Annotated in this window: 18 protein-coding genes; 9 read left to right on the top strand and 9 right to left on the bottom strand. The window is 64.5% G+C overall.

Annotated elements, in window-relative coordinates; genetic code table 11:
- Positions 1 to 54: 54 nt before the first annotated feature.
- Positions 55 to 1023, bottom strand: coding sequence for a catechol 2,3-dioxygenase (locus OC450_RS18895; protein WP_211383349.1), 969 nt, complete (start codon positions 1021 to 1023; stop codon positions 55 to 57).
- 422 nt (positions 1024 to 1445) lie between these two features.
- On the opposite strand from OC450_RS18895, the gene OC450_RS18890 reads away from it, so the two are divergent.
- From OC450_RS18890 to OC450_RS18880, 3 genes are all read left to right on the top strand, one after another.
- The gene (locus OC450_RS18890; RefSeq protein WP_211383348.1) at positions 1446 to 3185 is read left to right on the top strand and encodes an ATP-binding protein; all 1740 of its coding nucleotides are present in this window, start codon (positions 1446 to 1448) and stop codon (positions 3183 to 3185) included.
- A gap of 102 nt (positions 3186 to 3287) precedes the next feature.
- Entirely contained in the window at positions 3288 to 3866 is a 579-nt protein-coding gene (locus tag OC450_RS18885; RefSeq protein WP_262048428.1) for a peroxidase-related enzyme, read from the top strand.
- A gap of 210 nt (positions 3867 to 4076) precedes the next feature.
- On the top strand, positions 4077 to 5009 hold the full coding sequence (locus OC450_RS18880) for a hypothetical protein (RefSeq protein ID WP_262048427.1): 933 nt from the start codon (positions 4077 to 4079) through the stop codon (positions 5007 to 5009).
- 100 nt (positions 5010 to 5109) lie between these two features.
- Here the strand turns inward: OC450_RS18880 and OC450_RS18875 are convergent, their stop codons facing one another.
- The 4 genes from OC450_RS18875 to OC450_RS18860 form a co-directional block, all read right to left on the bottom strand.
- Positions 5110 to 7662: an HAD-IC family P-type ATPase gene (locus tag OC450_RS18875; protein WP_262048426.1), complete on the bottom strand. Its 2553-nt coding sequence runs from the start codon at positions 7660 to 7662 to the stop codon at positions 5110 to 5112.
- Positions 7659 to 7826, bottom strand: coding sequence for a hypothetical protein (locus OC450_RS18870; protein ID WP_211383344.1), 168 nt, complete (start codon positions 7824 to 7826; stop codon positions 7659 to 7661). Before OC450_RS18870 ends, OC450_RS18875 begins: the two co-directional genes overlap by 4 nt.
- A 149-nt stretch (positions 7827 to 7975) precedes the next feature.
- Complete coding sequence (locus OC450_RS18865) at positions 7976 to 8119, bottom strand: hypothetical protein (protein WP_211383343.1); 144 nt, start codon at positions 8117 to 8119, stop codon at positions 7976 to 7978.
- Positions 8120 to 8269: 150 nt separating this feature from the next.
- Positions 8270 to 8896 (bottom strand): ParB-like protein, encoded by a 627-nt coding sequence (locus OC450_RS18860; protein ID WP_262048522.1) that lies wholly within the window; start codon positions 8894 to 8896, stop codon positions 8270 to 8272.
- A gap of 272 nt (positions 8897 to 9168) precedes the next feature.
- Between OC450_RS18860 and OC450_RS18855 the strand changes: the two genes are divergently transcribed.
- The 6 genes from OC450_RS18855 (at position 9169) to OC450_RS18830 (ending at position 13981) form a co-directional block, all read left to right on the top strand.
- On the top strand, positions 9169 to 9510 hold the full coding sequence (locus OC450_RS18855; RefSeq protein ID WP_262048425.1) for a hypothetical protein: 342 nt from the start codon (positions 9169 to 9171) through the stop codon (positions 9508 to 9510).
- Positions 9511 to 9744: 234 nt separating this feature from the next.
- Positions 9745 to 10032: an acyl carrier protein gene (locus tag OC450_RS18850; RefSeq protein ID WP_092025034.1), complete on the top strand. Its 288-nt coding sequence runs from the start codon at positions 9745 to 9747 to the stop codon at positions 10030 to 10032.
- Between the two features lie 10 nt (positions 10033 to 10042).
- Positions 10043 to 10513 carry a 3-hydroxyacyl-ACP dehydratase FabZ family protein gene (locus OC450_RS18845; protein WP_211383341.1) on the top strand — a complete coding sequence of 157 codons (471 nt, stop codon included), beginning with the start codon at positions 10043 to 10045 and terminating at the stop codon, positions 10511 to 10513.
- Positions 10510 to 11715 (top strand): beta-ketoacyl-ACP synthase, encoded by a 1206-nt coding sequence (locus OC450_RS18840; protein ID WP_262048424.1) that lies wholly within the window; start codon positions 10510 to 10512, stop codon positions 11713 to 11715. Before OC450_RS18845 ends, OC450_RS18840 begins: the two co-directional genes overlap by 4 nt.
- Before the next feature lie 47 nt (positions 11716 to 11762).
- Positions 11763 to 13040 carry a beta-ketoacyl-ACP synthase gene (locus OC450_RS18835; protein ID WP_211383339.1) on the top strand — a complete coding sequence of 426 codons (1278 nt, stop codon included), beginning with the start codon at positions 11763 to 11765 and terminating at the stop codon, positions 13038 to 13040.
- Positions 13041 to 13048: 8 nt separating this feature from the next.
- Complete coding sequence (locus OC450_RS18830; RefSeq protein WP_262048423.1) at positions 13049 to 13981, top strand: lipid A biosynthesis lauroyl acyltransferase; 933 nt, start codon at positions 13049 to 13051, stop codon at positions 13979 to 13981.
- A gap of 72 nt (positions 13982 to 14053) precedes the next feature.
- Here OC450_RS18830 and OC450_RS18825 read toward each other — a convergent pair whose 3' ends face one another.
- From OC450_RS18825 to OC450_RS18810, 4 genes are all read right to left on the bottom strand, one after another.
- Positions 14054 to 15163 (bottom strand): polyamine ABC transporter substrate-binding protein, encoded by a 1110-nt coding sequence (locus OC450_RS18825; RefSeq protein WP_262048422.1) that lies wholly within the window; start codon positions 15161 to 15163, stop codon positions 14054 to 14056.
- Between the two features lie 6 nt (positions 15164 to 15169).
- Entirely contained in the window at positions 15170 to 16348 is a 1179-nt protein-coding gene (locus tag OC450_RS18820) for an aminotransferase (RefSeq protein WP_211383332.1), read from the bottom strand.
- An 8-nt stretch (positions 16349 to 16356) separates the two neighbouring features.
- Positions 16357 to 16683, bottom strand: coding sequence for a rhodanese-like domain-containing protein (locus OC450_RS18815; RefSeq protein WP_015686918.1), 327 nt, complete (start codon positions 16681 to 16683; stop codon positions 16357 to 16359).
- A 158-nt stretch (positions 16684 to 16841) separates the two neighbouring features.
- Positions 16842 to 18770 carry a potassium transporter Kup gene (locus OC450_RS18810; RefSeq protein ID WP_211383331.1) on the bottom strand — a complete coding sequence of 643 codons (1929 nt, stop codon included), beginning with the start codon at positions 18768 to 18770 and terminating at the stop codon, positions 16842 to 16844.
- Positions 18771 to 18869: the final 99 nt, after the last annotated feature.

Raw genomic sequence — 18869 nt, 5'->3', positions numbered from 1 at the left:
TTTTCTTGAGCATGACCTTAGCGGAAAACCGCTTCACACCTTTCCGGGTCATGCTCAGCCGTGCTTCGTCGCCTCCACTGGCGGCGTGCCATGGGTGTGGAAGGACTCGATGGTCTTCAACCCCCAGGCCTGCCCCTTCTTGCGCTCCTCCTCGGTCCACACGATCGGCTTCCAGTCGGGCGCGAGGATGAGGCGGGCGCCGGCATTGGCGACTTCGACGCGGTTGCCGCCGGGCTCGTAGACATAGAGGAAGAAGGTCTGCTGGATCGCGTGCTTGTGCGGCCCGGTCTCGATGTGGACGCCGTTCTCCAGGAAGATATCCGCCGCGCGCAAAATCTCCTCGCGGCTGTCCAACGCGTAGGTGACGTGGTGGAATCGGCCGGGCGTGCCGGAATGGTCGAGCGAATAGGCGAAGTCGTAGCTCTTGTTCGACATCGTCAGCCACATCGCGGCTTCACGACCGTCGTTGAGGACGATCTGTTCGGTGAGGCGGCAGCCGAGGTAATTCTCGAAGAACTCGCGGTTGGCCTTGATGTCCACCGCAAGGCAGTTGAGATGGTCGAGGCGGCGGACGTTGACGCCGCGGGCGGGAAAGCGCTGCGCCTGGTTCTTCAGCGCGGGCTTCAGCTCGGGCGGCGCCTGATACCATTCGGTCTCGTAATAGAGCTCGACGATGTGGCCGTCGGGATCGCGGCAGCGGAACGTCGGCCCCTGCCCCATGTCGCCGTCGATCCAGCCGATATCGAAGCCCGAGCCCTTCAGCGCGGCGACGCGGCGCTCGAGCGCCTGCTGGCTACGCGCGCGCAACGCCATGTGCTCCATGCCCGATGTCTTCGACGCCGTCAGCTTGAGCGAATAGCGCTCGTAATCGTCCCAGCCGCGCAGATAGACCGACTCGCCCTTTTGGCCGCTGACGGTCATGCCCATCACGTCGACGAAGAACTTGAGGCTCTCGTCGGGCTTGGGCGTCAGCAGTTCCATGTGGCCGAGATGAGCAAGATCGAAAATCGGTTCGGGCTGCATGATTTCCTCCAAGGCGTCGCCGGATCCGGCGGACCGGCTCCCGCAATCAGGCGCAGGCTGCAAATCCGCTCACGCGCCGGGGCGGCATCAGGGTCGCCGGTTTATTTGTACTAATGTACAAATGATTAGGTCTCGTCAACAAATCAAACTGATTCGGATGGTGCTCCGTCCACATGGCAACATCCTCGAACGGCCGACTGACTGGCCGGATGGTAAAATATTCCTTAAACCCTTTTCGACCCGAAAGCCCAGGAAACCGGCATATTCCGGCCGTTTCCGCCCATCGGTATGCATTAGGAACAAACTTCATGGCCGGATTGTCGCGGATTTAACGAAGCCACCGCGCTTGCCGTTTAACCGTTTGTGCAGCGACGGCCGCGCATAGTCGTCCCAAAGCACTCGCTCTTGCCAGGTTCATTCAAGTGACATCCTTTGGACGCGTGATTTCGGTTCGCGGATCGCTCGCCCGGGTCGGGCTTCTGGCCGAAAGCCGGATGCCGGTCTCGGAGGTTCGGGCGACCGTCGGCCGCTTCGTCAGCATTCGCTGCGCAAGCTCGGTCATCGTCGCGATGATCACCGAGGTCTCCTGCGAAAATCTGTCGAGCGCCGACAATTACATCGCCATCGCCTCGGTCGACCTGCTAGGCGAGATCCTCAACGCCGCCGACAAGGCCAAATTCCAGCGCGGCGTCACCAATTATCCGACCATCGGCGATGCCGTCGACCTGATCACGAGCCAGGAGCTGCGCACGATCTACGCGCCGACCGGATCGGACCAGATCAATGTCGGCTTCCTCCAGCAGGACCGCTCCGTCATCGCCTATGTCGATGTCGAGGAAATGCTGTCCAAGCATTTTGCCGTGCTGGGATCGACCGGCGTCGGCAAATCGACCGGTGTCTCGCTGCTGCTCAACGAGATCCTGAAAGCGCGCCCGAACCTGCGCATCTTCCTGCTCGACGTGCACAATGAATACGGCCGCTGCTTCGGCGACCGCGCGCTGGTGCTCAATCCGCGGAACCTGAAGCTGCCGTTCTGGCTGTTCAATTTCGAGGAAATCGTCGACGTGCTGTTCGGCGGCCGCGCCGGCGTGCCCGAGGAGCTCGACATCCTCGCCGAGGTGATCCCGCTCGCCAAGGGCGTCTACACCCAGTACCAGAATGCCGACCGCATCGGCCTCAAGCGCATCGATCCCAAGCAGGTCGGCTACACCGTCGACACGCCGGTGCCGTACCGCCTGGTCGACCTGTTGTCGCTGATCGACGAGCGCATGGGCAAGCTGGAAAACCGCTCCTCGCGCATCATCTATCACAAGCTGATTTCGCGCATCGAAGCGGTGCGCAACGATCCGCGCTACGCCTTCATGTTCGACAACGCCAATGTCGGCGGCGACACGATGGCCGAGGTGATCAGCCTTCTGTTCCGCCTGCCCGCCAACGGCAAGCCGATGACGGTGATGCAGCTTGCCGGCTTCCCGGCCGAGGTCATCGATTCCGTCGTCTCGGTGCTCTGCCGCATGGCCTTCGATTTCGGCCTGTGGAGCGACGGCGTCTCGCCGCTGCTGTTCGTCTGCGAGGAGGCCCACCGTTACGCCTCCGCCGACCGCAATGTCGGCTTCGGACCGACCCGCAAGGCGGTGTCGCGCATCGCCAAGGAAGGCCGTAAATACGGCGTCTATCTCGGCCTCATCACCCAGCGCCCCGCGGAGCTCGACGCCACCATCATCTCCCAGTGCAACACGCTGTTCACGATGCGTCTTGCCAACGAGCGCGACCAGGCGCTGCTGCGCGCCGCCGTGTCGGATGCGGCCGCGAACCTCTTGTCTTTCGTACCCTCGCTCGGCACCCGCGAGGTGCTGGCGTTCGGCGAAGGCGTCGCGCTGCCGACGCGCCTGCGCTTCAAGGAGGTGCCGCCGCACCAATTGCCGCGCGGCGAAGCCACCATCTCGAGCGTGCCCTCCGCCACCTCCGGCCACGACATGCATTTCGTCAGCGCCGTGCTCGAACGTTGGCGCGGCGCCACCTCGCAGCGTGACGTGCCGAACGACCCCGTGTTCTCGGCACCGCCCGCCAAGACGCTCTCCAACGTCGAGGCCCCGATGCTGCAACCGTCGCTGGGACTCGATCCGGACCGCTTCTCGCTTCTCAAGAAGCCGCTGCGGTAACGCAACGCTCGCTCCCTGACCCGTCATTGCGAGCCTGGCGTCACGTTGAGCATGGCGCCGGCATCGACTATGGTTGCCGGCCCCAAGCCGGAATCCATGCCCATGACCAAGCCTGCGCAACGCTTCCCCGCCCCCGCCCTCGACACGCTTCCCGACGACATCCGCATGCGCCTTCTCGCCGTGCAGGAGAAGAGCGGCTTCGTGCCGAACGTGTTCTTGACGCTGGCTTACCGCCCCGACGAGTTCCGCGCCTTCTTCGCCTATCACGACGCACTGATGGAAAAGGACGGCGGCCTGACCAAGGCCGAGCGCGAGATGATCGTGGTCGCGACCTCGGCGGCCAATCAATGCCAGTATTGCGTGATCGCGCACGGCGCGATCCTGCGCATCCGCGCCAAGAACCCGCTGATCGCCGACCAGATCGCGGTGAACTACCGCAAGGCCGACATCACGCCGCGGCAGAAGGCGATGCTCGACTTCGCGATGAAGGTCTCGGCCGATGCGCAGCGGATTTCCGAGGAGGATTTCGCCGCGCTCGCTCCGCACGGCTTCAGCGACGACGACATCTGGGACATGGCCGCGATCTCGGCCTTCTTCGCCCTGTCGAACCGGCTGGCGAACTTCACCGGCATGCGGCCGAACGACGAGTTCTACCTGATGGGACGGCTTCCGAAGAAGTGATCGACCGCTCCGTGTCTCGAACGCGAACGTAACGCCTCACCAGCAAACGCAACGCGCGAGTTCCCGTCTAACGGGAACTCGACGTTTTCACAATCAGACACGTTTTCTTAAGATACTCACCCTCAACTAGCAGAAACGCTTCGACACAACTTGCACAGTTTCCGTCAAAGGAGACGCGGATGAGTCGTGCCTGCAGAGGGGATCTGTCTCATGAACGTGCGAGCATTCGCCGTCGCGTCTTGCATTGGTGCAACGTTCTTCGCCGCTGGATACGTATGGAACTATCAGCCCGACGCCATCAACCCCGGCGAAATATGGAGCATGCTTCAATCGGAGCACGGCATGGCGCGAGCCGCTGTCGCACGCGTACTGATCGAGCCGAGTTCAGCTCATTTCAACGGATTGCGAACGGTCGACGCGGACAACGCACGTTTCGTGTGCGGCTCCGTGAAGGCGATGGACAAGGAGAGGCAGTATGTCGAGACCGCCTTCGTTTACACGGTCGCGATCGATTATGCCCGTATCGACGACGAGGGACGGATCACGTCGCAGCGCTCGACATACAAGCCCTGCCCAATCGCGGCCGACGACAAAATTGCCGACCGGGGGACGCTGATATCGCCGGGCGCCCTGTCGATGATCAAGACCGTCGAAAAGGTCATACCCAAGTCCAGCGGCGGGACGATGGAACAGCAGCTTGGCCAGTTGGCCGGACAGACAGCGGCGCGCGCACCAGGTTCGGCAGGCGCGCCGAGATCGGGAGTCTCGTCAGGTTCGGCCGGGGCCGGCTGGACGTCAGCAGAGCAGCATCCAGGTTCGCGCGTGGAGGCTGCGCAGAAGGATGAACTCACGTGGCGTGTCGACCAGCCGCCGTCGGTATGGCCGACGTTCCCCTCGGGCCACACCCTGGCGAAATCAACGCAGAAGCGGACGACCGCTGAGGCCCTGGCTTTCGCGAAAGATATCGAGGCTCGCTGGGAGCAGTCGAAATCATCCGAGGGGCCAACGAGGCGTCCTTCGCCGGAAGAGATCAGGGAGGCATGCCGCGCGCTGCTGACGATCGATCCCACGGACAAGGAGTATCCGCGGGCCTGGGCCGCCTTCGTGCGGTTGCGGAAAATCGATCGCGACGCGGCTGCCTGAAGCGGACGTCCAATCCATCCGTGCCGCTCTTGACCCGCTGCGCCGGAGGCAAAAGGAGCCGCGCTAGCCGAGATGCATGCGGAGAACTGGGCGGTCGTCGCTAGAACCGAAGCCGCCGCGCCCACAGCGGTTTCAGCAATTCGAGCATCGTGAGCACCAGCAGTCCCGCGCCGAGCGTGATCATCAAATCGTCCGCATGCAACGGACCAAACCGGAACAGGCCGGAGGCCGGCGGCCAGAGCAGCGCCGTGGCGAGAACGAGGGCGACTGCTGCGAAGATCCAGACCAATGCGGGATTTGGACGGAAGAATGCGGACGCGAACGATGCGCTGAACGACCGGTTGACCAGGACCAGGGCGACGATGCAGACGACGAGCGTCACGAAGGCGAGCGTCCTCGCCTCGTCGGCTGCAAGGCCGGAGCGAAGCGCGCCAATGAAAATGACGGCGGTCAGGGCAAATGCGAAGCTGCCCTGAAGCACGCTCCAGCCAACCAGTGTCCATGAGAACAGTTCGGTATCAGGCCGTCTCGGCGGACGCATCATCGCATCGCGCTCCTCCCGCTCGGCCTCGAACACAAGCGAGCATACGGGGTCGATGATCAGTTCCAGAAACGCGATGTGCACCGGACTGAAAATCAGCGGCAGCCCGAAGACGAGAGGCAACAGCGCCAGCCCGGCAATCGGGATATGAACGGCGAAGATGAAGGCCATCGCCTTGCGCAGATTGTCGTAGATGCGGCGTCCCAGACGAATAGCCGACACGATCGAGCCGAAATCGTCGTCGAGCAGGACGATCGACGACGCCTCTCGCGCGACGTCGGTCCCGCGCCCTCCCATCGCGATTCCGATATGGGCGGCCTTGAGCGAGGGCGCGTCGTTGACGCCGTCCCCGGTCATCGCCACGATCGCGCCGTTGAGCTTCATCGCCTGGACGATGCGCAGCTTCTGTTCCGGCAAGACCCGGGCGAACACGTTCACATGCCCCACGCGGTCTGCAAGTTCCTGATCGTCCGCCCGCTTGACCTGATCGCCGGTCATGACGTCCCCGACCTCGAGCCCGGCCTGGTTCGCGATGGCAACAGCCGTTGCCGGATAGTCGCCCGTAATCATGACGACGCGGATTCCCGCCGCACGGCACTCGCGAACCGCCGCCGGGACAGCAGGCCGCAGCGGATCGGCAAGCCCGACCAGGCCGACAAAGCGAAACACGTAAGCTTGCTGGGTCGGCGGGAGTGAAGCGTCATCGCAGGCGGCGACCGCCATGCCCAGCACGCGAAGCCCGTCCTTCGCCATCGCTCCGACGGCAGCTTGCATCGTCTCTTGCTCGGCAGGGTTCATCTCGCACAGGCGCGCAATCGCCTCGGGCGCCCCCTTCGCGCATACGGTGAGGTCGGCCCGGCCGGCTAACCGCCAGACCTGCGTCATGGCCAGCAGCTCGGGGCGCAGACCGTAGGTACGTACCAGCATCCGCTCGCCATCCAGCGCAGCGCCGTCCCGAAAGGCGTCATGCGCGAACAGATGCAGAGCCTTCTCCATCGGATCGAACGGTTCCGGGGAGCTCGCCAAGACACCACAGCGCGCCAACTCGACAAATTCGGGCCTGGCGTCGTCGTGTCCCACCACCGCCGGACGCATGCGCGCACCATCCGGCAACCGCAGCTCTGCGACGGACATCTGGTTCTGCGTCAGTGTCCCGGTCTTGTCGGTGCACAGAACCGTCGCAGAACCGAGCACCTCGATGGCTGCGGCTCGCCGCGTCAGCACGCGGGCTTGCGAAATCCGCCATGCTCCCATCGCCATGAAGACCGTGAGCACGACGCCGAACTCCTCCGGGAGCATCGACATGCCGATTGCGATTCCTGCGAGCAGCGCTTGCAGCCAATCCCCACGCAAGACCCCGTAGAGCACGATGGCGGCCAAGCTGACCACGGCGCCGCCGAGAAAGCAGAGCCGCACCAGTCTTGCGATCTGTTGCTGGAGCCGGGGCGGCTCGGACTGCAACCCGCGCAGTGACAGCCCGATCTTCCCGATCTCGCTGCGTGGGCCGGTGGCCTCGACCAGCGCCATCCCCTCGCCGCGCACGACGAGCGAGCCGGAATACACGAAGGGCTGATCCTCGCCGCCGGGCCGGTGATCGACTGATGCGGCCTCGTCGGCGACCTGCTTGCGGACCGGTACGGATTCGCCGGTCAGCAGAGACTCGTCGACTTGCAGATCGCGCGTGTCCACGAGCGCGGCGTCGGCCGGAATTCGATCGCCTTCGCCAAGGACGAGGAGATCTCCGTGCACGACTTCGCGCCCCGGAATGCGCCGACGTGCACCGTCCCGCACCACGAGCGCACGCGGGCTGCTCAGGTCGCGCAAGGCTTCCAGGACGCGCTCGGTCCGGGTCTCCTGCACCACCGTGATGACGATCGACATCGCACCGAATGCCAGGAGGATCAGCGCTTCCCTGAGATCGCCGAGCACGAGGTAGACCAGCCCGCCGCATAGCAACAGCACGAGCATCGGCTCGCGCAGCACTTCCATCACGATGCGCAGGGGACTGCGTCGTTCGGGCCGAGGCAATTCGTTGGCGCCGTCCGCCTTCAGCCTCGCCCGGGCCTCGGTCTCGCTGAGCCCGGCCGATCTGCGGCGTTGCGTCTGGCTCACGTCGTCCGCCGCAGGCTCCAGAGGCTGCCGGCACCGACGATGGCAGTGACGAGCAGAACGGCGATGAAGGTCTGAATGATGGTGAAATTCAAGGCATCGCGCGCGACAAACAGCGCCGTGATCGCGCCGGCGGCGACAAAGAGAATACGAAAGATGAGGCTCATGGCCGTATCTCCAGGTCAGCATGACTGGAGCCGACCTGGCCTCTCGGCACGGGGCGCAACGCTGGTTCGGCAATCATGCAGGCGGACCATAGCCGCCTACCGCCGCCGCGAATTTGCGAAAGATCAAGCGTGCCCGGGCCGCCGGGTCGCTAGCGTTTCACCATCAAATCCAGCGCCGGAGCAAAGCGCTCGGAGAATGTCAAAGTCCTGGCGTGGTGGACTGCGGCAAACGATGCCGAGATTCCTGCTGACGCGACCGCGAGCAAGGCAACAATGAAAATCAGACGGCGCATATTGGCCTCCTGTGTGAGCTCGATGACCTCACAACATGGGATTGCTCTGTTTCAGGACGGCTTCATCGGCGCGGGAAATGATGTCGCTCAAGCAGCTGTGATGAGGCCCGGTTTGCGGGCCGCGTGCCGCACTGCTGCGAGCGCCCGCGCCTAATCATCCTCCGCCGGTCCGCACCAGCCGGGCAGATAGATTGCATCCCTGCTCTTGGCCGAGGACATCGCCTTCTCGAGCGCCCTGTCGAAATTGGCATCGACCGCCTTGCGCGACAGCTTTCGGCGCAGATAGTCGGCCCACAGGAATTCGGAGAACGGCGTGGTGTCCTTGGCGAAGCCGCCCATGCGGCGGAGCTCGCCGGCCAGGCTGCGGAACGGATCGTCCTTGAGATCGACGACCGATTTCGGCAGATCGCGGAACGGCCGCCTTTCCCCCTTGGCGTCGTAGGGATAGACCCAGCGCTTGTTGTCCATCACGCCCCAGAACGCCTCGCGCTCGACCATGCGGAGATCGCCGACGATGGTGACCAGCACCTCCTTGACGCCCTCGTCGTGTAGCGCGCGGCCGAGGTGATGATGGTCGATCACGTAGTAGCGCTGGTCCGGCCCGTGGACGACCGGGATCATGTGCTTGCCGAGCAGGTCGGCCTGCTTCGACTTGTCGTGCTCGCGCCAGCGCTTGCGCTTCTCCTTGACCTCAAGCATGCCGACCGTCATCTGCGTCGGCCGAAGCGACAGGATCGAAACCGGATGCACTCTCGGCTCGCGCGCGTTGGTGGTCATGGTCGAACGGCCCTTCACATGGTTTGCCAATGACGGCTCAGGTTCCCTCGACTATGCCACGGGGCATGGCGCCGGGAAAATGCGCCCGGCCGGGCCTGGAGTTGTTGCATCGCAACTCGTGCATGCCGGGACGACGGCGGTTCCGTGATCGTTCGCGCCCCCCTGCAGGATAGTGCGAATGCGCAATGAAGTTGCGCGTTGAGAAGATTTTCTGCAACGCGTTCATCACGTATGCTATCTAAAAATCGCTGCTTCGGAGTGATCTCTGCACCATGAAAACCCAGCGGCCCATAAGCTCGGATGACGAGCACCGGGTGCTCCAGTTCAGGCCGCGCACCTCGCCTTCCCCGACGGCCCACCGGGGCAACGGTAACGTGCAGCCGTTGCGTGTCGCGCCCGAACCGCTCGACCTGTCGCGCTACGAGCAACCCCGCACCGAGCCCGACGATTTTCGTCACCGCATGCTCGCCAACATCGCGGCACTCGCCTTCACCATCGCCCTGACCGCGATCGGGATCTGGCTCGCGGTCAGCATCGCGGACCTGCGCCGGACCCAGGATTGCGTGCTGATGGGCCGCCGCGACTGCGTCAAGATCTCGACGCCGCACATCTAGGCGACATGTCTGGCAACGCCGGCCGCCGGTCGTTCGGCGGAAAGGGCTCCATCGGGCATCCCCAGCCCTGCCCCCACCCCTGTCCGGCTCCATTGAACTCAGGGCGGCGCTCCGATATACGGGCTTTCAACCCGGTCAGAGGGGGGTTGAGGGCGTCATCAGGGGCGCGATGCCCACCCGCCGTGCCAACCTGGATAATCAGACAAATATCCGCAATATATCAAAGGCTTAGTGATGTCCACCACATTCGATCAGGTCGCCACGATCATCGCTGAAACCTGCGACATCCCGCGCGACACGATCACACCCGATAGCCACGCCATCGATGACCTCGGCATCGACAGCCTCGATTTCCTGGACATCGCCTTCGCGATCGACAAGCAGTTCGGCATCAAGCTGCCGCTGGAAAAGTGGACCCAGGAGGTCAACGACGGCAAGGCAACCACCGAGCAGTATTTCGTCCTGAAGAATCTCTGCGCCCGCATCGACGAACTGGTTGCGGCCAAGGGCGCGAGCGCCTAAGCGCGCGGTCATGCAACTCGAATACTTCCACATGATCGATCGGATCGTCGACCTCAATGTCGGCGAGAAGAAGATCGTCGTCGAGGCGCTGGTCCCGAAGGAGAGCACCATCTTCGAGGGGCACTTCCCGGGCTATCCGCTGATGCCGGGCGTGCTCCTGATCGAATCGATGGCGCAGGCCTCGGGCTTCCTCCTGCTTGGCGTGCTCAAGTTCGAGCGCATGCCGATTCTCGCTGCCGTGAAGGAAGCCAAGGTGCGCGGCTCGGTGTTTCCGGGCGACCTGATGACCCTTGAGGCGAGCGTGGCCCATGAGGGCTCGGGCTATGCCATGACCGAAGCCAAGATCCGGGTCGGCGGCAAGCTGCGCGCGAATTCGTCGCTGACCTTCACGCTGATCCCCTTCCCCAATGCGGATATGCGCGGATACATGACGAAAGTCGCCGAGCGAGTCGGCTTTCCGCAACAGGCCGTATCGCCATGACCGACACCACTTCGAAGCCCGGCCAGACGGAAGTCTGGATCACCGGCATTGGACTTGCCACCTCGCTCGGCGAGGGCCTGGACGCCAACTGGACCGCGCTCCAGGAGAAGCGCATCAATGTCGACGAGAAGGGCTTTGCGCCCTACATCGTGCATCCCCTGATGCCGGTCTCTTTCGACATCCAGATCCCGAAGAAGGGCGACCAGCGCCAGATGGAAGCCTGGCAGCGCATCGGCACCTATGCCGCGGGCCTCGCGCTCGACTCCGCCGGGATCAAGGGCAACAAGGACATCCTGTCGAAGATCGACATGGTGGTCGCCGCCGGCGGCGGCGAGCGTGACCTCAACGTCGACACCGGCGTGCTCACGGCCGAAGCCAAGGGCGCCAACGCGCCCGGCTTCCTCAACGAGCGCCTGATGAGCGATTTGCGGCCGACGCTGTTTCTGGCCCAGCTCTCCAATCTCCTCGCCGGCAACATCGCCATCGTCCACGGCCTCGGCGGCACCTCTCGCACCTTCATGGGCGAAGAGGTTGCAGGCGCCGATGCCGCGCGCATCGCGCTTGCGCGCATCGCCTCGGGCGAGAGCGACATCGCGCTGATCGGCGGCTCGCACAATGGCGAGCGCAAGGACCTGATGGTCCTCTACGAATTCGGCGACTTCAATTTGAAGGACAAGTTCGCACCCGTCTGGGCGCGCAAGGACCACGCCGGCTTCGCGCTCGGCTCGGCCGGCGCGTTCCTGGTGCTGGAGTCCCGGGCGCATGCGGAAGCGCGCGGCGCAAAGCCGTTTGCAAGGCTGTCGAGCGTCGTTGCCGACCTCGCCCGGCGCAAGCAGCCCGGCGACATGGCCGCGACGCTCGAGAAGCTGTGGGCCAAGCTGCCCAGGCGCGAGGGCAAGGGCGCGATCATCACCGGCGCGACCGGCGCGGAGCCTGCGACCTCGGAAGAGCGCGGCTTCCTGAAGGGCCATGCTGAATTCCCGGTGCGCTCGACCGGTACGATGTTCGGCCACACCATGGAAACGCAATTCCCGCTCGGGCTCGCGCTCGCCGCCCTCTCGATCTCGCGCGGCGCGCTGTTCCCGCCGAACGATTCCACGGGGACCGAGATTGAAATGCAGGGGGCGCCCACCCAGATTGTCGTGGTGGGGGCCGGACATTGGCGCGGCGAAGGCATGGCGCTGGTCGAGGCTGTCAGCTGAGCGCGGCGCGCTCTAGCTGGATGCTCTAGCTCTATCGGGGGATCGACATGACTGCACCACGCGACAAACTCGGGCGCCCCGTCGTCGTCGTCACCGGCATGGGCATCATGACCTCGCTCGGCGCCGGCAAGGCCGACAATTGGGCGAAGCTCGTCGCCGGCGAATCCGGCATCCGCACCATCACGCGTTTCCCGATCGACGGCCTCAAGACCACGATGGCCGGTACGGTGGATTTCGTCAGCGTCGATCCGTTCTCCTCCACCGGCCTGTCCGAGCGGATGGCCGAGCTGGTCACGGAGGAAGCGCTGGAGCAAGCGGGCATCGGCGCCAAGGCCGATTTCCCGGGTCCCCTCTTCCTGGCCGTTGCTCCGGTCGAGGTCGAATGGCCGCAGCGCCGTGAACTCGGCCGCGCCGTAGGCTCACCCGACTTCACCTATGACGATTTGCTGCGCATCTCCGGCGGCGGCAAGTACAGCGCCTATCATCATCGCTTCATGTTCGGCTCGGTGGCCGCATACCTCGCCGAGACCTTCGGCACCAAGGGCTCGCCGATCTCGCTGTCGACGGCCTGCGCTTCGGGCGCGACCTCGATCCAGCTCGGCGTCGAGGCGATCCGCCGCGGCGAAACCGACGCCGCGCTGTGCGTGGCGACCGACGGCACCGTCAATCCGGAAGCGCTGGTTCGCTTCTCGCTGCTCTCGGCGCTGTCGACCCAGAACGATCCGCCGCAGGCGGCTTCCCGTCCGTTCTCCAAGAACCGCGACGGGTTCGTCATGGCCGAAGGCGCCGGCGCACTCGTCCTGGAGAGCTACGAGGCCGCCACCGCGCGCGGCGCCAAAATCCTGGGCGTGATCGCCGGTTGCGGCGAGCTCACCGATTCCTTCCATCGCACCCGCTCCTCGCCCGACGGCAAGCCGATCATCGGCTGCATGAACAAGACCCTGGCCGATGCCGGCATGACGCCGGACCAGATCGACCACATCAACGCGCACGGCACCGCGACGCCCGAGAACGACAAGATGGAGTACAACACGACATCGGCCGTGTTCGGCGATCTCGTGCAGAAGATTCCAGTCACCTCCAACAAGTCGATGGTTGGCCACACCATCTCGGCCGCCGGCGCGGTCGAGGCGATCTTCTCGCTGCTGACACTCGAACATCAGCGCATCCCGCCGACGATCAACTACGAGACCCCGGATCCCACGATCCTGTTCGACGTCGTCGGCAACAAGGCCCGCGACGCCCGCGTCACCGCGGTGATGTCGAACTCGTTCGGCTTCGGCGGCCAGAATGCCTCGCTGATCCTGACCCGCGAACCGGCCTGACCGTCCGCATGGCGCTGCTTCCTGCGAGCATGAAGGCCCGCGCACGGGAGGCCGCCAAGTCGATCGGCGGCGGCCTGATCGGCGCCGCCACCGTCGGCATGCTGCGCACCACGCGCTATTTCGATCCGGCCAAGACCTCGGATTTTTTCGCACGCGTCACCAAGCTGATCGGCCCACGCCTGCGCGAGCACCGCATCGGCCGCGCCAATCTCACCGCGGCATTTCCGGAGAAGTCGCCTGAAGAGATTGAACAGATCCTGATGGGCGTCTGGGACAATCTCGGCCGCGTCGGCGGCGAATTCGCGCATATGGACCACGTCTGGGATTACGACCGCGCGCATCCGGAAAACAGCCGGATCGAATTGCCGAAGCGCACCATCGAGCTGTTCGACCACGTCCGCGACGACGGCAAGCCGGCACTGATCTTCGCCGCGCATCTGTCCAACTGGGAATTGCCGGCGCTTGCCGCCGTCGCACACGGACTGGACACCGCGATTCTCTACCGCCGACCCAACATCGCGTCCGCAGACCGCATCATTCAGGAGATGCGCCAGGTCAACATGGGCACGTTGATCCCTGCTGGCCGCGACGCCCCGCTCCGCCTCGCGCAGGCGCTAAGAGACGGCAAGCACGTCGCGATGCTGGTCGACCAGTACCTGACCGGCGGCGTCGAGGTCACCTTCTTCGGCCGCAAGACCCGCGCCAATCCGATGCTGGCGCGCCTCTTGCGCCAGGTCGAATGCCCCATCCACGGCGTTCGCATCATCCGCAAGCCCGGCGGCCGCTTCGTCGCGGAGCTGACTGAAGAAGTCCAGCCGGTGCGCGACGCCGACGGCAAGATCGACATCCAGGGCACGACGCAGGCGATCACGAACGTGGTGGAGGGCTGGGTGCGCGAATATCCGGAGCAGTGGCTCTGGCTGCACCGGCGGTGGCGGTAGCGGACAGAACTCACTCCGTCATGGCCGGGCTTGACGACTGAGCAAGGGAACGTCTGCTCCGTCTCAGCCCCTCTACCTTCCCGTCTTCACCTTGGTCCACAGCCGGTTGATGACGCGCTGCGTCGCAGGCTCACGCGCCATGATGACGAACAGTTTTGCGAGCGTCGCCTCGTCGGGATAGATGTTCTTGTCGTTCAAAATCTTTGGATCGACCAGCTTCTGGCTGGCCAGGTTGCCGTTGGCGTAGGACAGGAAGTCCGAATTCTTGGCGGCAACGTCCGGACGGTAGAGATAGTTGATCAACTCGTAGGCTTCCTTGACGTTCTTGGCGTCCGCAGGGATCGCCAGATTGTCGAAGAACATCTGCGCGCCCTCCTTCGGGATCGTGTAGCCGATCTCGATGCCGGTCTTCGCTTCCGCCGCGCGGGCGCGGGCCTGCATGATGTCGCCGGACCAGCCGACCACGAAACAGATCTCGCCGGTCGCGAGCGCGCTCAGATATTCGGACGAATGAAACTTGCGCACGGAGGGCCGGACCTTGGCGACGACGTCGGCGGCCTTCTCAAGGTCGGCCTGCCTGGTCGAGTTCGGATCGAGCCCGAGCCAGCTCAGCGCCGCCGGAAAGATGTCGTCGGCGGAGTCGAGCATGTGCACGCCGCAGTCCTTGAACTTCGCAAGGTTCTCCGGCTTGAAGACGATGTCCCAGCTGTCGATCTTGGCATCAGCCCCGAGGATCTGCTTCACCTTGGCGACGTTGTAGCCGATGCCCGTTGTGCCCCACATGTAGTTGGCGGCGTAGACGTTGCCGGGGTCGTAGATGCCGAGGCGCTGCGTCACCACGGGCCAAGCATGGCTAAGGTTCGGCAGCTTCGACTTGTCGAGCTTCTGGAAGATGTTGGCCTTGATCTGGCGCTGCAGGAAATAGGCGGTCGGCACCACGACGTCGTAGCCGGATTTGCCGGCCATCAGGCGGGTCTCCAGCGTCTCGTTGGCGTCGAACGTGTCGTAGACGACCTTGATGCCGGTCTCCTTGGTGAAGGCCTCAAGGACGTCGGGCGCCATGTAGTTCGACCAGTTGTAGAAGTTGACGACCCGCTCCTCGGCCTTTGCAGGGGCGGAAAGCGTCAGCGCGGCTACGATTGCAAAACCAAGGCAAAGCCTCCAGCCGCTGACGTTCGTCATCTCGATCTACCTCTTGCGCCCGCGCACCGCATCCGACAGCCGCTCCAGCGCGGTGTCGAGCGTCTCGTCCTTCTTGGCAAAGCAGAAGCGCACCACCGAAGTCACGGGGTCCTGCTCGTAGAAGGCCGACACCGGGATCGCCGCCACCTTGTATTCCTTCACGATCCGCCAGCAGAACTCGGTGTCGCTCTCGTTGAGCCCGAGCGGGGACAGGTCGACAGTGAGGAAGTAAGTGCCCTGCGACTTCAGCACGGGAAAGCCGAGGCTCTCCAGCCCCCTGGCCAAGCGGTCCCTGCTCCGCGTCAGGTCCTTGCGCATCGACAGGAAGTAGTCGTCGGACTTGCCGAGGCCGTAGGCAACGGCGGCCTGCAGGTTCGGTGCGGTGGTGAAGGTCAGGAACTGGTGCACCTTGGCGGCGACGCGCAGCAGCGGCGGCGCGGCGCAGACGAAGCCGATCTTCCAGCCCGTCAGCGAGAAGATCTTGCCGGCCGAGCCGACCTTGATGGTGCGCTCGCGCATGCCGGGGATGGTGATCAGCGGGATGTGCTTGTGCTCGTCGAAGGTGACGTGCTCCCAGACCTCGTCGCAGATCGCGATGACGTCGAACTCCTGGCAGTAGCGCGCCAAGAGCTCGAGATCCTCGCGCGGATAGACCACCGCGGACGGATTCAAGGGGTTGTTGAAGAGCACTGCCTTGGTCTTTGAATTGAAGACACTTTTCAGCATGTCCTCATTCAGCCGCCAGTGCGGCGGCTCGAGCCGGACGAGGCGCGGAATGCCGCCGGCCTGGCGGATGATCGGCAGGTAGGAATCATAGACCGGCTGGAAGCAGACCACCTCGTCGCCGGGCTGCACCACGGCGAGGATGGCCGAGGTCAGCGCCTCGGTGCCGCCGGAGGTCACCATCACCTCGCTCATCGGATCGAGCTTGAGGCCGTGCCAATGGCCGTAATGGGTTGCGATCGCCTGCCGCAGTTCCGGCAGGCCCATCATCGAGGGGTACTGGTTGTAGCCGTTCAGCGAGGCGTCGGCCGCGGCGCGGCGGATGTCCTCAGGGCCTGGATCGTCGGGAAAGCCCTGGCCGAGATTGATGGCGGCATTGTCGCGCGCGGCCTGCGACATCGCCTCGAAGATGGTGACGGGAAGGTCGGCAAAGACCTTGTTGAGGGACGAGCTTTTGGACATCGGCCGGGTCAGCCGCCGACCTTGCTGGGAAGGCCCGCCGCCTTCCACCCGAGCATGCCGCCGGCCAGATGCTTGTCGTAAGGCAGGCCCGCCGCCTGCGCCGCGAGCGAGGCGGTCACCGAGCGCTTGCCCGAGCGGCAGGCGAACACGACCTCCTTGCCGGCGGGATCGGGGATCGCCTTGGGATCGAAGGTCGAGAGCGGCACCACCACGCCGTAGGGATAGGCCTCGGCCTCGACCTCGTTCGGCTCACGGACGTCGACCAGCAGATAGCGTCCTTCCGCGACACCCTTGGAGACCTCGTCCGGGGTCAGATCCTGCACTTGATTTGCCACATCATCCTCCAACGTCGCAGCCGCATGCCGGAGCGATCCCGGCCGGCGGCAACCTCGCCTCTCGGCTCACGAAAATCAAGCGCTACAAAGGCTTGAGCTCGGTCCTGCAAGTTAAAGCTAAATCGCAGCGACTTGAAGTGGGGCCTTGGTTTGCCTGACTAGATCGTCACCTGGGTGCCGACCTCGACGACGCGGCCGCTGGGGATCTGGAAATAGTCGGTGGCATCGTTGGCGGAACGGCTGAGCGAGATGAACAGCCGGTCCTGCCAGCGCGGCATGCCCGAATGGGCGGCCGGTTTGAGCGCCCTCCGCGACAGGAAGAACGAGGTCGACATGATGTCGAACTGCCAGCCGAGCTTGCGGGCGATCGCCAGCGCCTTCGGCACGTTGGGCGATTCCATGAAGCCGAACTTCAGCGTCACCTTGGAGAAGGTCGGGCTGATCTGTTCCAGCCTCACCCGCTCGGCCGGATCGATGCGCGGGGTCTGTGCGGTCTCGATGGTGAGAATGACGTTCTTCTCGTGCAGCACCTTGTAGTGCTTCAGACTGTGCATCAGCGCGGTCGGCGCGCTGAGGGGATCGCTGGTCAGGAACACGGCGGTGCCGGACACGCGCTGCGGCGGCCGCTTCTCAAGCATGGCCACGAGGTCGGCGAGCGGGAATTCGAGCTTGCGCGACTTCTCGAACAGCAGCCGGCTGCCGCGCCGCCACGTGTACATCAGGATGATCATGAGCGCGCCGAGCGCCAGCGGCACCCAGCCGCCCTCGAACACCTTGAGCAAATTGGCCGCCAGGAAGGTCAGGTCGAGGAACAGGAACGGCGCGATCAGGGCGGCAGCCGCGAACGGCGACCACTTCCATACCTTCCAGATCACGACGAAGCCCATCATCGCCGTGACCACCATGGTGCCGGTAACCGAGATGCCATAGGCCGACGCCAGCGCGCTGGAGGAGCGGAACAACAGCACCAGCAGCACCACGGCGACCAGCAAAAGCTGGTTGATGCGCGGGATGAAGATCTGGCCGGAATGGGCTTCGGAGGTATGGCGAATCTCGAAGCGCGGCAGCAGCCCGAGCTGGATCGCCTGGCGCGTCAGCGAATAGGCGCCGGTGATGACCGCCTGGCTCGCGATGACCGTTGCGGCGGTGGCCAGCACGACCATGCAGCCACGTAAAAAGCCTTGCGGGAAGAGCTGGAAGAACGGGCTCACGATCGCGCCGGGATCACCGAGGACGAGGGCGCCCTGCCCCAGATAGTTCAGCGCCAGCGACGGCAGCACGATGAACAGCCAGGCGGTCTGGATCGGCCGCTTGCCGAAATGGCCGAGGTCGGCATAGAGCGCCTCGGCGCCGGTGACCGCCAGGAACACCGCGCCCAGCGTCACGAAACCGATGATGCCGTGGTGGATCATGAAGGACACGGCGTAGAGCGGGTTCAGCGCAAACAGCACCTGCGGCTGCTGGATGATCGGATGGATCGCCGCGACCGCGATCACGGCGAACCAGACGCACATGATCGGGCCGAAAAACGCGGCGACCCGCGCGGTGCCGCGCGACTGCACGGCGAACAGGCCGACCAGGATGATCACGGTCAGCGGCACGACATAGGGCTCGAAGTGCAGGGTGATGTCCTTCATGCCTTCGATCGCCGACAGCACCGAAAGCGCCGGGGTGATGACGGCGTCGCCGTAGAACAGGGCGCCCGAGATGATGCCGAGCAGGACGATCGTCGCCCCGCGGGTACCGACCGCGCGCTGGGCCAGCGCCATCAGCGCCAGCGTGCCGCCCTCGCCGTTGTTGTCGGCACGGAGCAGGATCACGACGTATTTGAGCGTCACCACCACGATGAGGGCCCACAGGATCAGCGAGAGCACGCCGAGCACGGCCGCGGGCGTCGGCACCCCCTCCGCGCCCGAGGCAGCCATCACCGCCTCACGGAACGCGTAGAGCGGGCTGGTGCCGATGTCGCCGTAAACGACGCCGATGCTGCCGAGCGTCAGCGCACCGAAGCGGGCCGTGGTGTGGGCATCGCCATGCCCATTGGTCGCCGCCGTTTCCGGGGCGGAAATCGCTACGTCACTTGTCATGGGAGAGCCTGATGGCCTCTAAAAATGCTTCACTGCACAACGGCGGAAGAGCGCGCGGCTTATAGGCCTGCGCTACCGGCATAGCCTAGCCCGATTCTG

The organism is Bradyrhizobium sp. Bra78 (assembly GCF_024519855.1).
Taxonomy (GTDB): Bacteria; Pseudomonadota; Alphaproteobacteria; order Rhizobiales; family Xanthobacteraceae; genus Bradyrhizobium; species Bradyrhizobium japonicum_G.
This window is presented reverse-complemented; position numbering and strand designations above follow the sequence as displayed.

Coding starts and splice junctions, on each gene's coding strand:
- OC450_RS18895 (WP_211383349.1), bottom strand. CDS start 1,023: ATGCAGCCCGAACCGATTTTCGATCTTGCTCATCTCGGCCACATGGAA.
- OC450_RS18885 (WP_262048428.1), top strand. CDS start 3,288: ATGACCAAGCCTGCGCAACGCTTCCCCGCCCCCGCCCTCGACACGCTT.
- OC450_RS18880 (WP_262048427.1), top strand. CDS start 4,077: ATGAACGTGCGAGCATTCGCCGTCGCGTCTTGCATTGGTGCAACGTTC.
- OC450_RS18870 (WP_211383344.1), bottom strand. CDS start 7,826: ATGAGCCTCATCTTTCGTATTCTCTTTGTCGCCGCCGGCGCGATCACG.
- OC450_RS18865 (WP_211383343.1), bottom strand. CDS start 8,119: ATGCGCCGTCTGATTTTCATTGTTGCCTTGCTCGCGGTCGCGTCAGCA.
- OC450_RS18860 (WP_262048522.1), bottom strand. CDS start 8,896: ATGACCACCAACGCGCGCGAGCCGAGAGTGCATCCGGTTTCGATCCTG.
- OC450_RS18855 (WP_262048425.1), top strand. CDS start 9,169: ATGAAAACCCAGCGGCCCATAAGCTCGGATGACGAGCACCGGGTGCTC.
- OC450_RS18850 (WP_092025034.1), top strand. CDS start 9,745: ATGTCCACCACATTCGATCAGGTCGCCACGATCATCGCTGAAACCTGC.
- OC450_RS18845 (WP_211383341.1), top strand. CDS start 10,043: ATGCAACTCGAATACTTCCACATGATCGATCGGATCGTCGACCTCAAT.
- OC450_RS18840 (WP_262048424.1), top strand. CDS start 10,510: ATGACCGACACCACTTCGAAGCCCGGCCAGACGGAAGTCTGGATCACC.
- OC450_RS18835 (WP_211383339.1), top strand. CDS start 11,763: ATGACTGCACCACGCGACAAACTCGGGCGCCCCGTCGTCGTCGTCACC.
- OC450_RS18830 (WP_262048423.1), top strand. CDS start 13,049: ATGGCGCTGCTTCCTGCGAGCATGAAGGCCCGCGCACGGGAGGCCGCC.
- OC450_RS18825 (WP_262048422.1), bottom strand. CDS start 15,163: ATGACGAACGTCAGCGGCTGGAGGCTTTGCCTTGGTTTTGCAATCGTA.
- OC450_RS18820 (WP_211383332.1), bottom strand. CDS start 16,348: ATGTCCAAAAGCTCGTCCCTCAACAAGGTCTTTGCCGACCTTCCCGTC.
- OC450_RS18810 (WP_211383331.1), bottom strand. CDS start 18,770: ATGACAAGTGACGTAGCGATTTCCGCCCCGGAAACGGCGGCGACCAAT.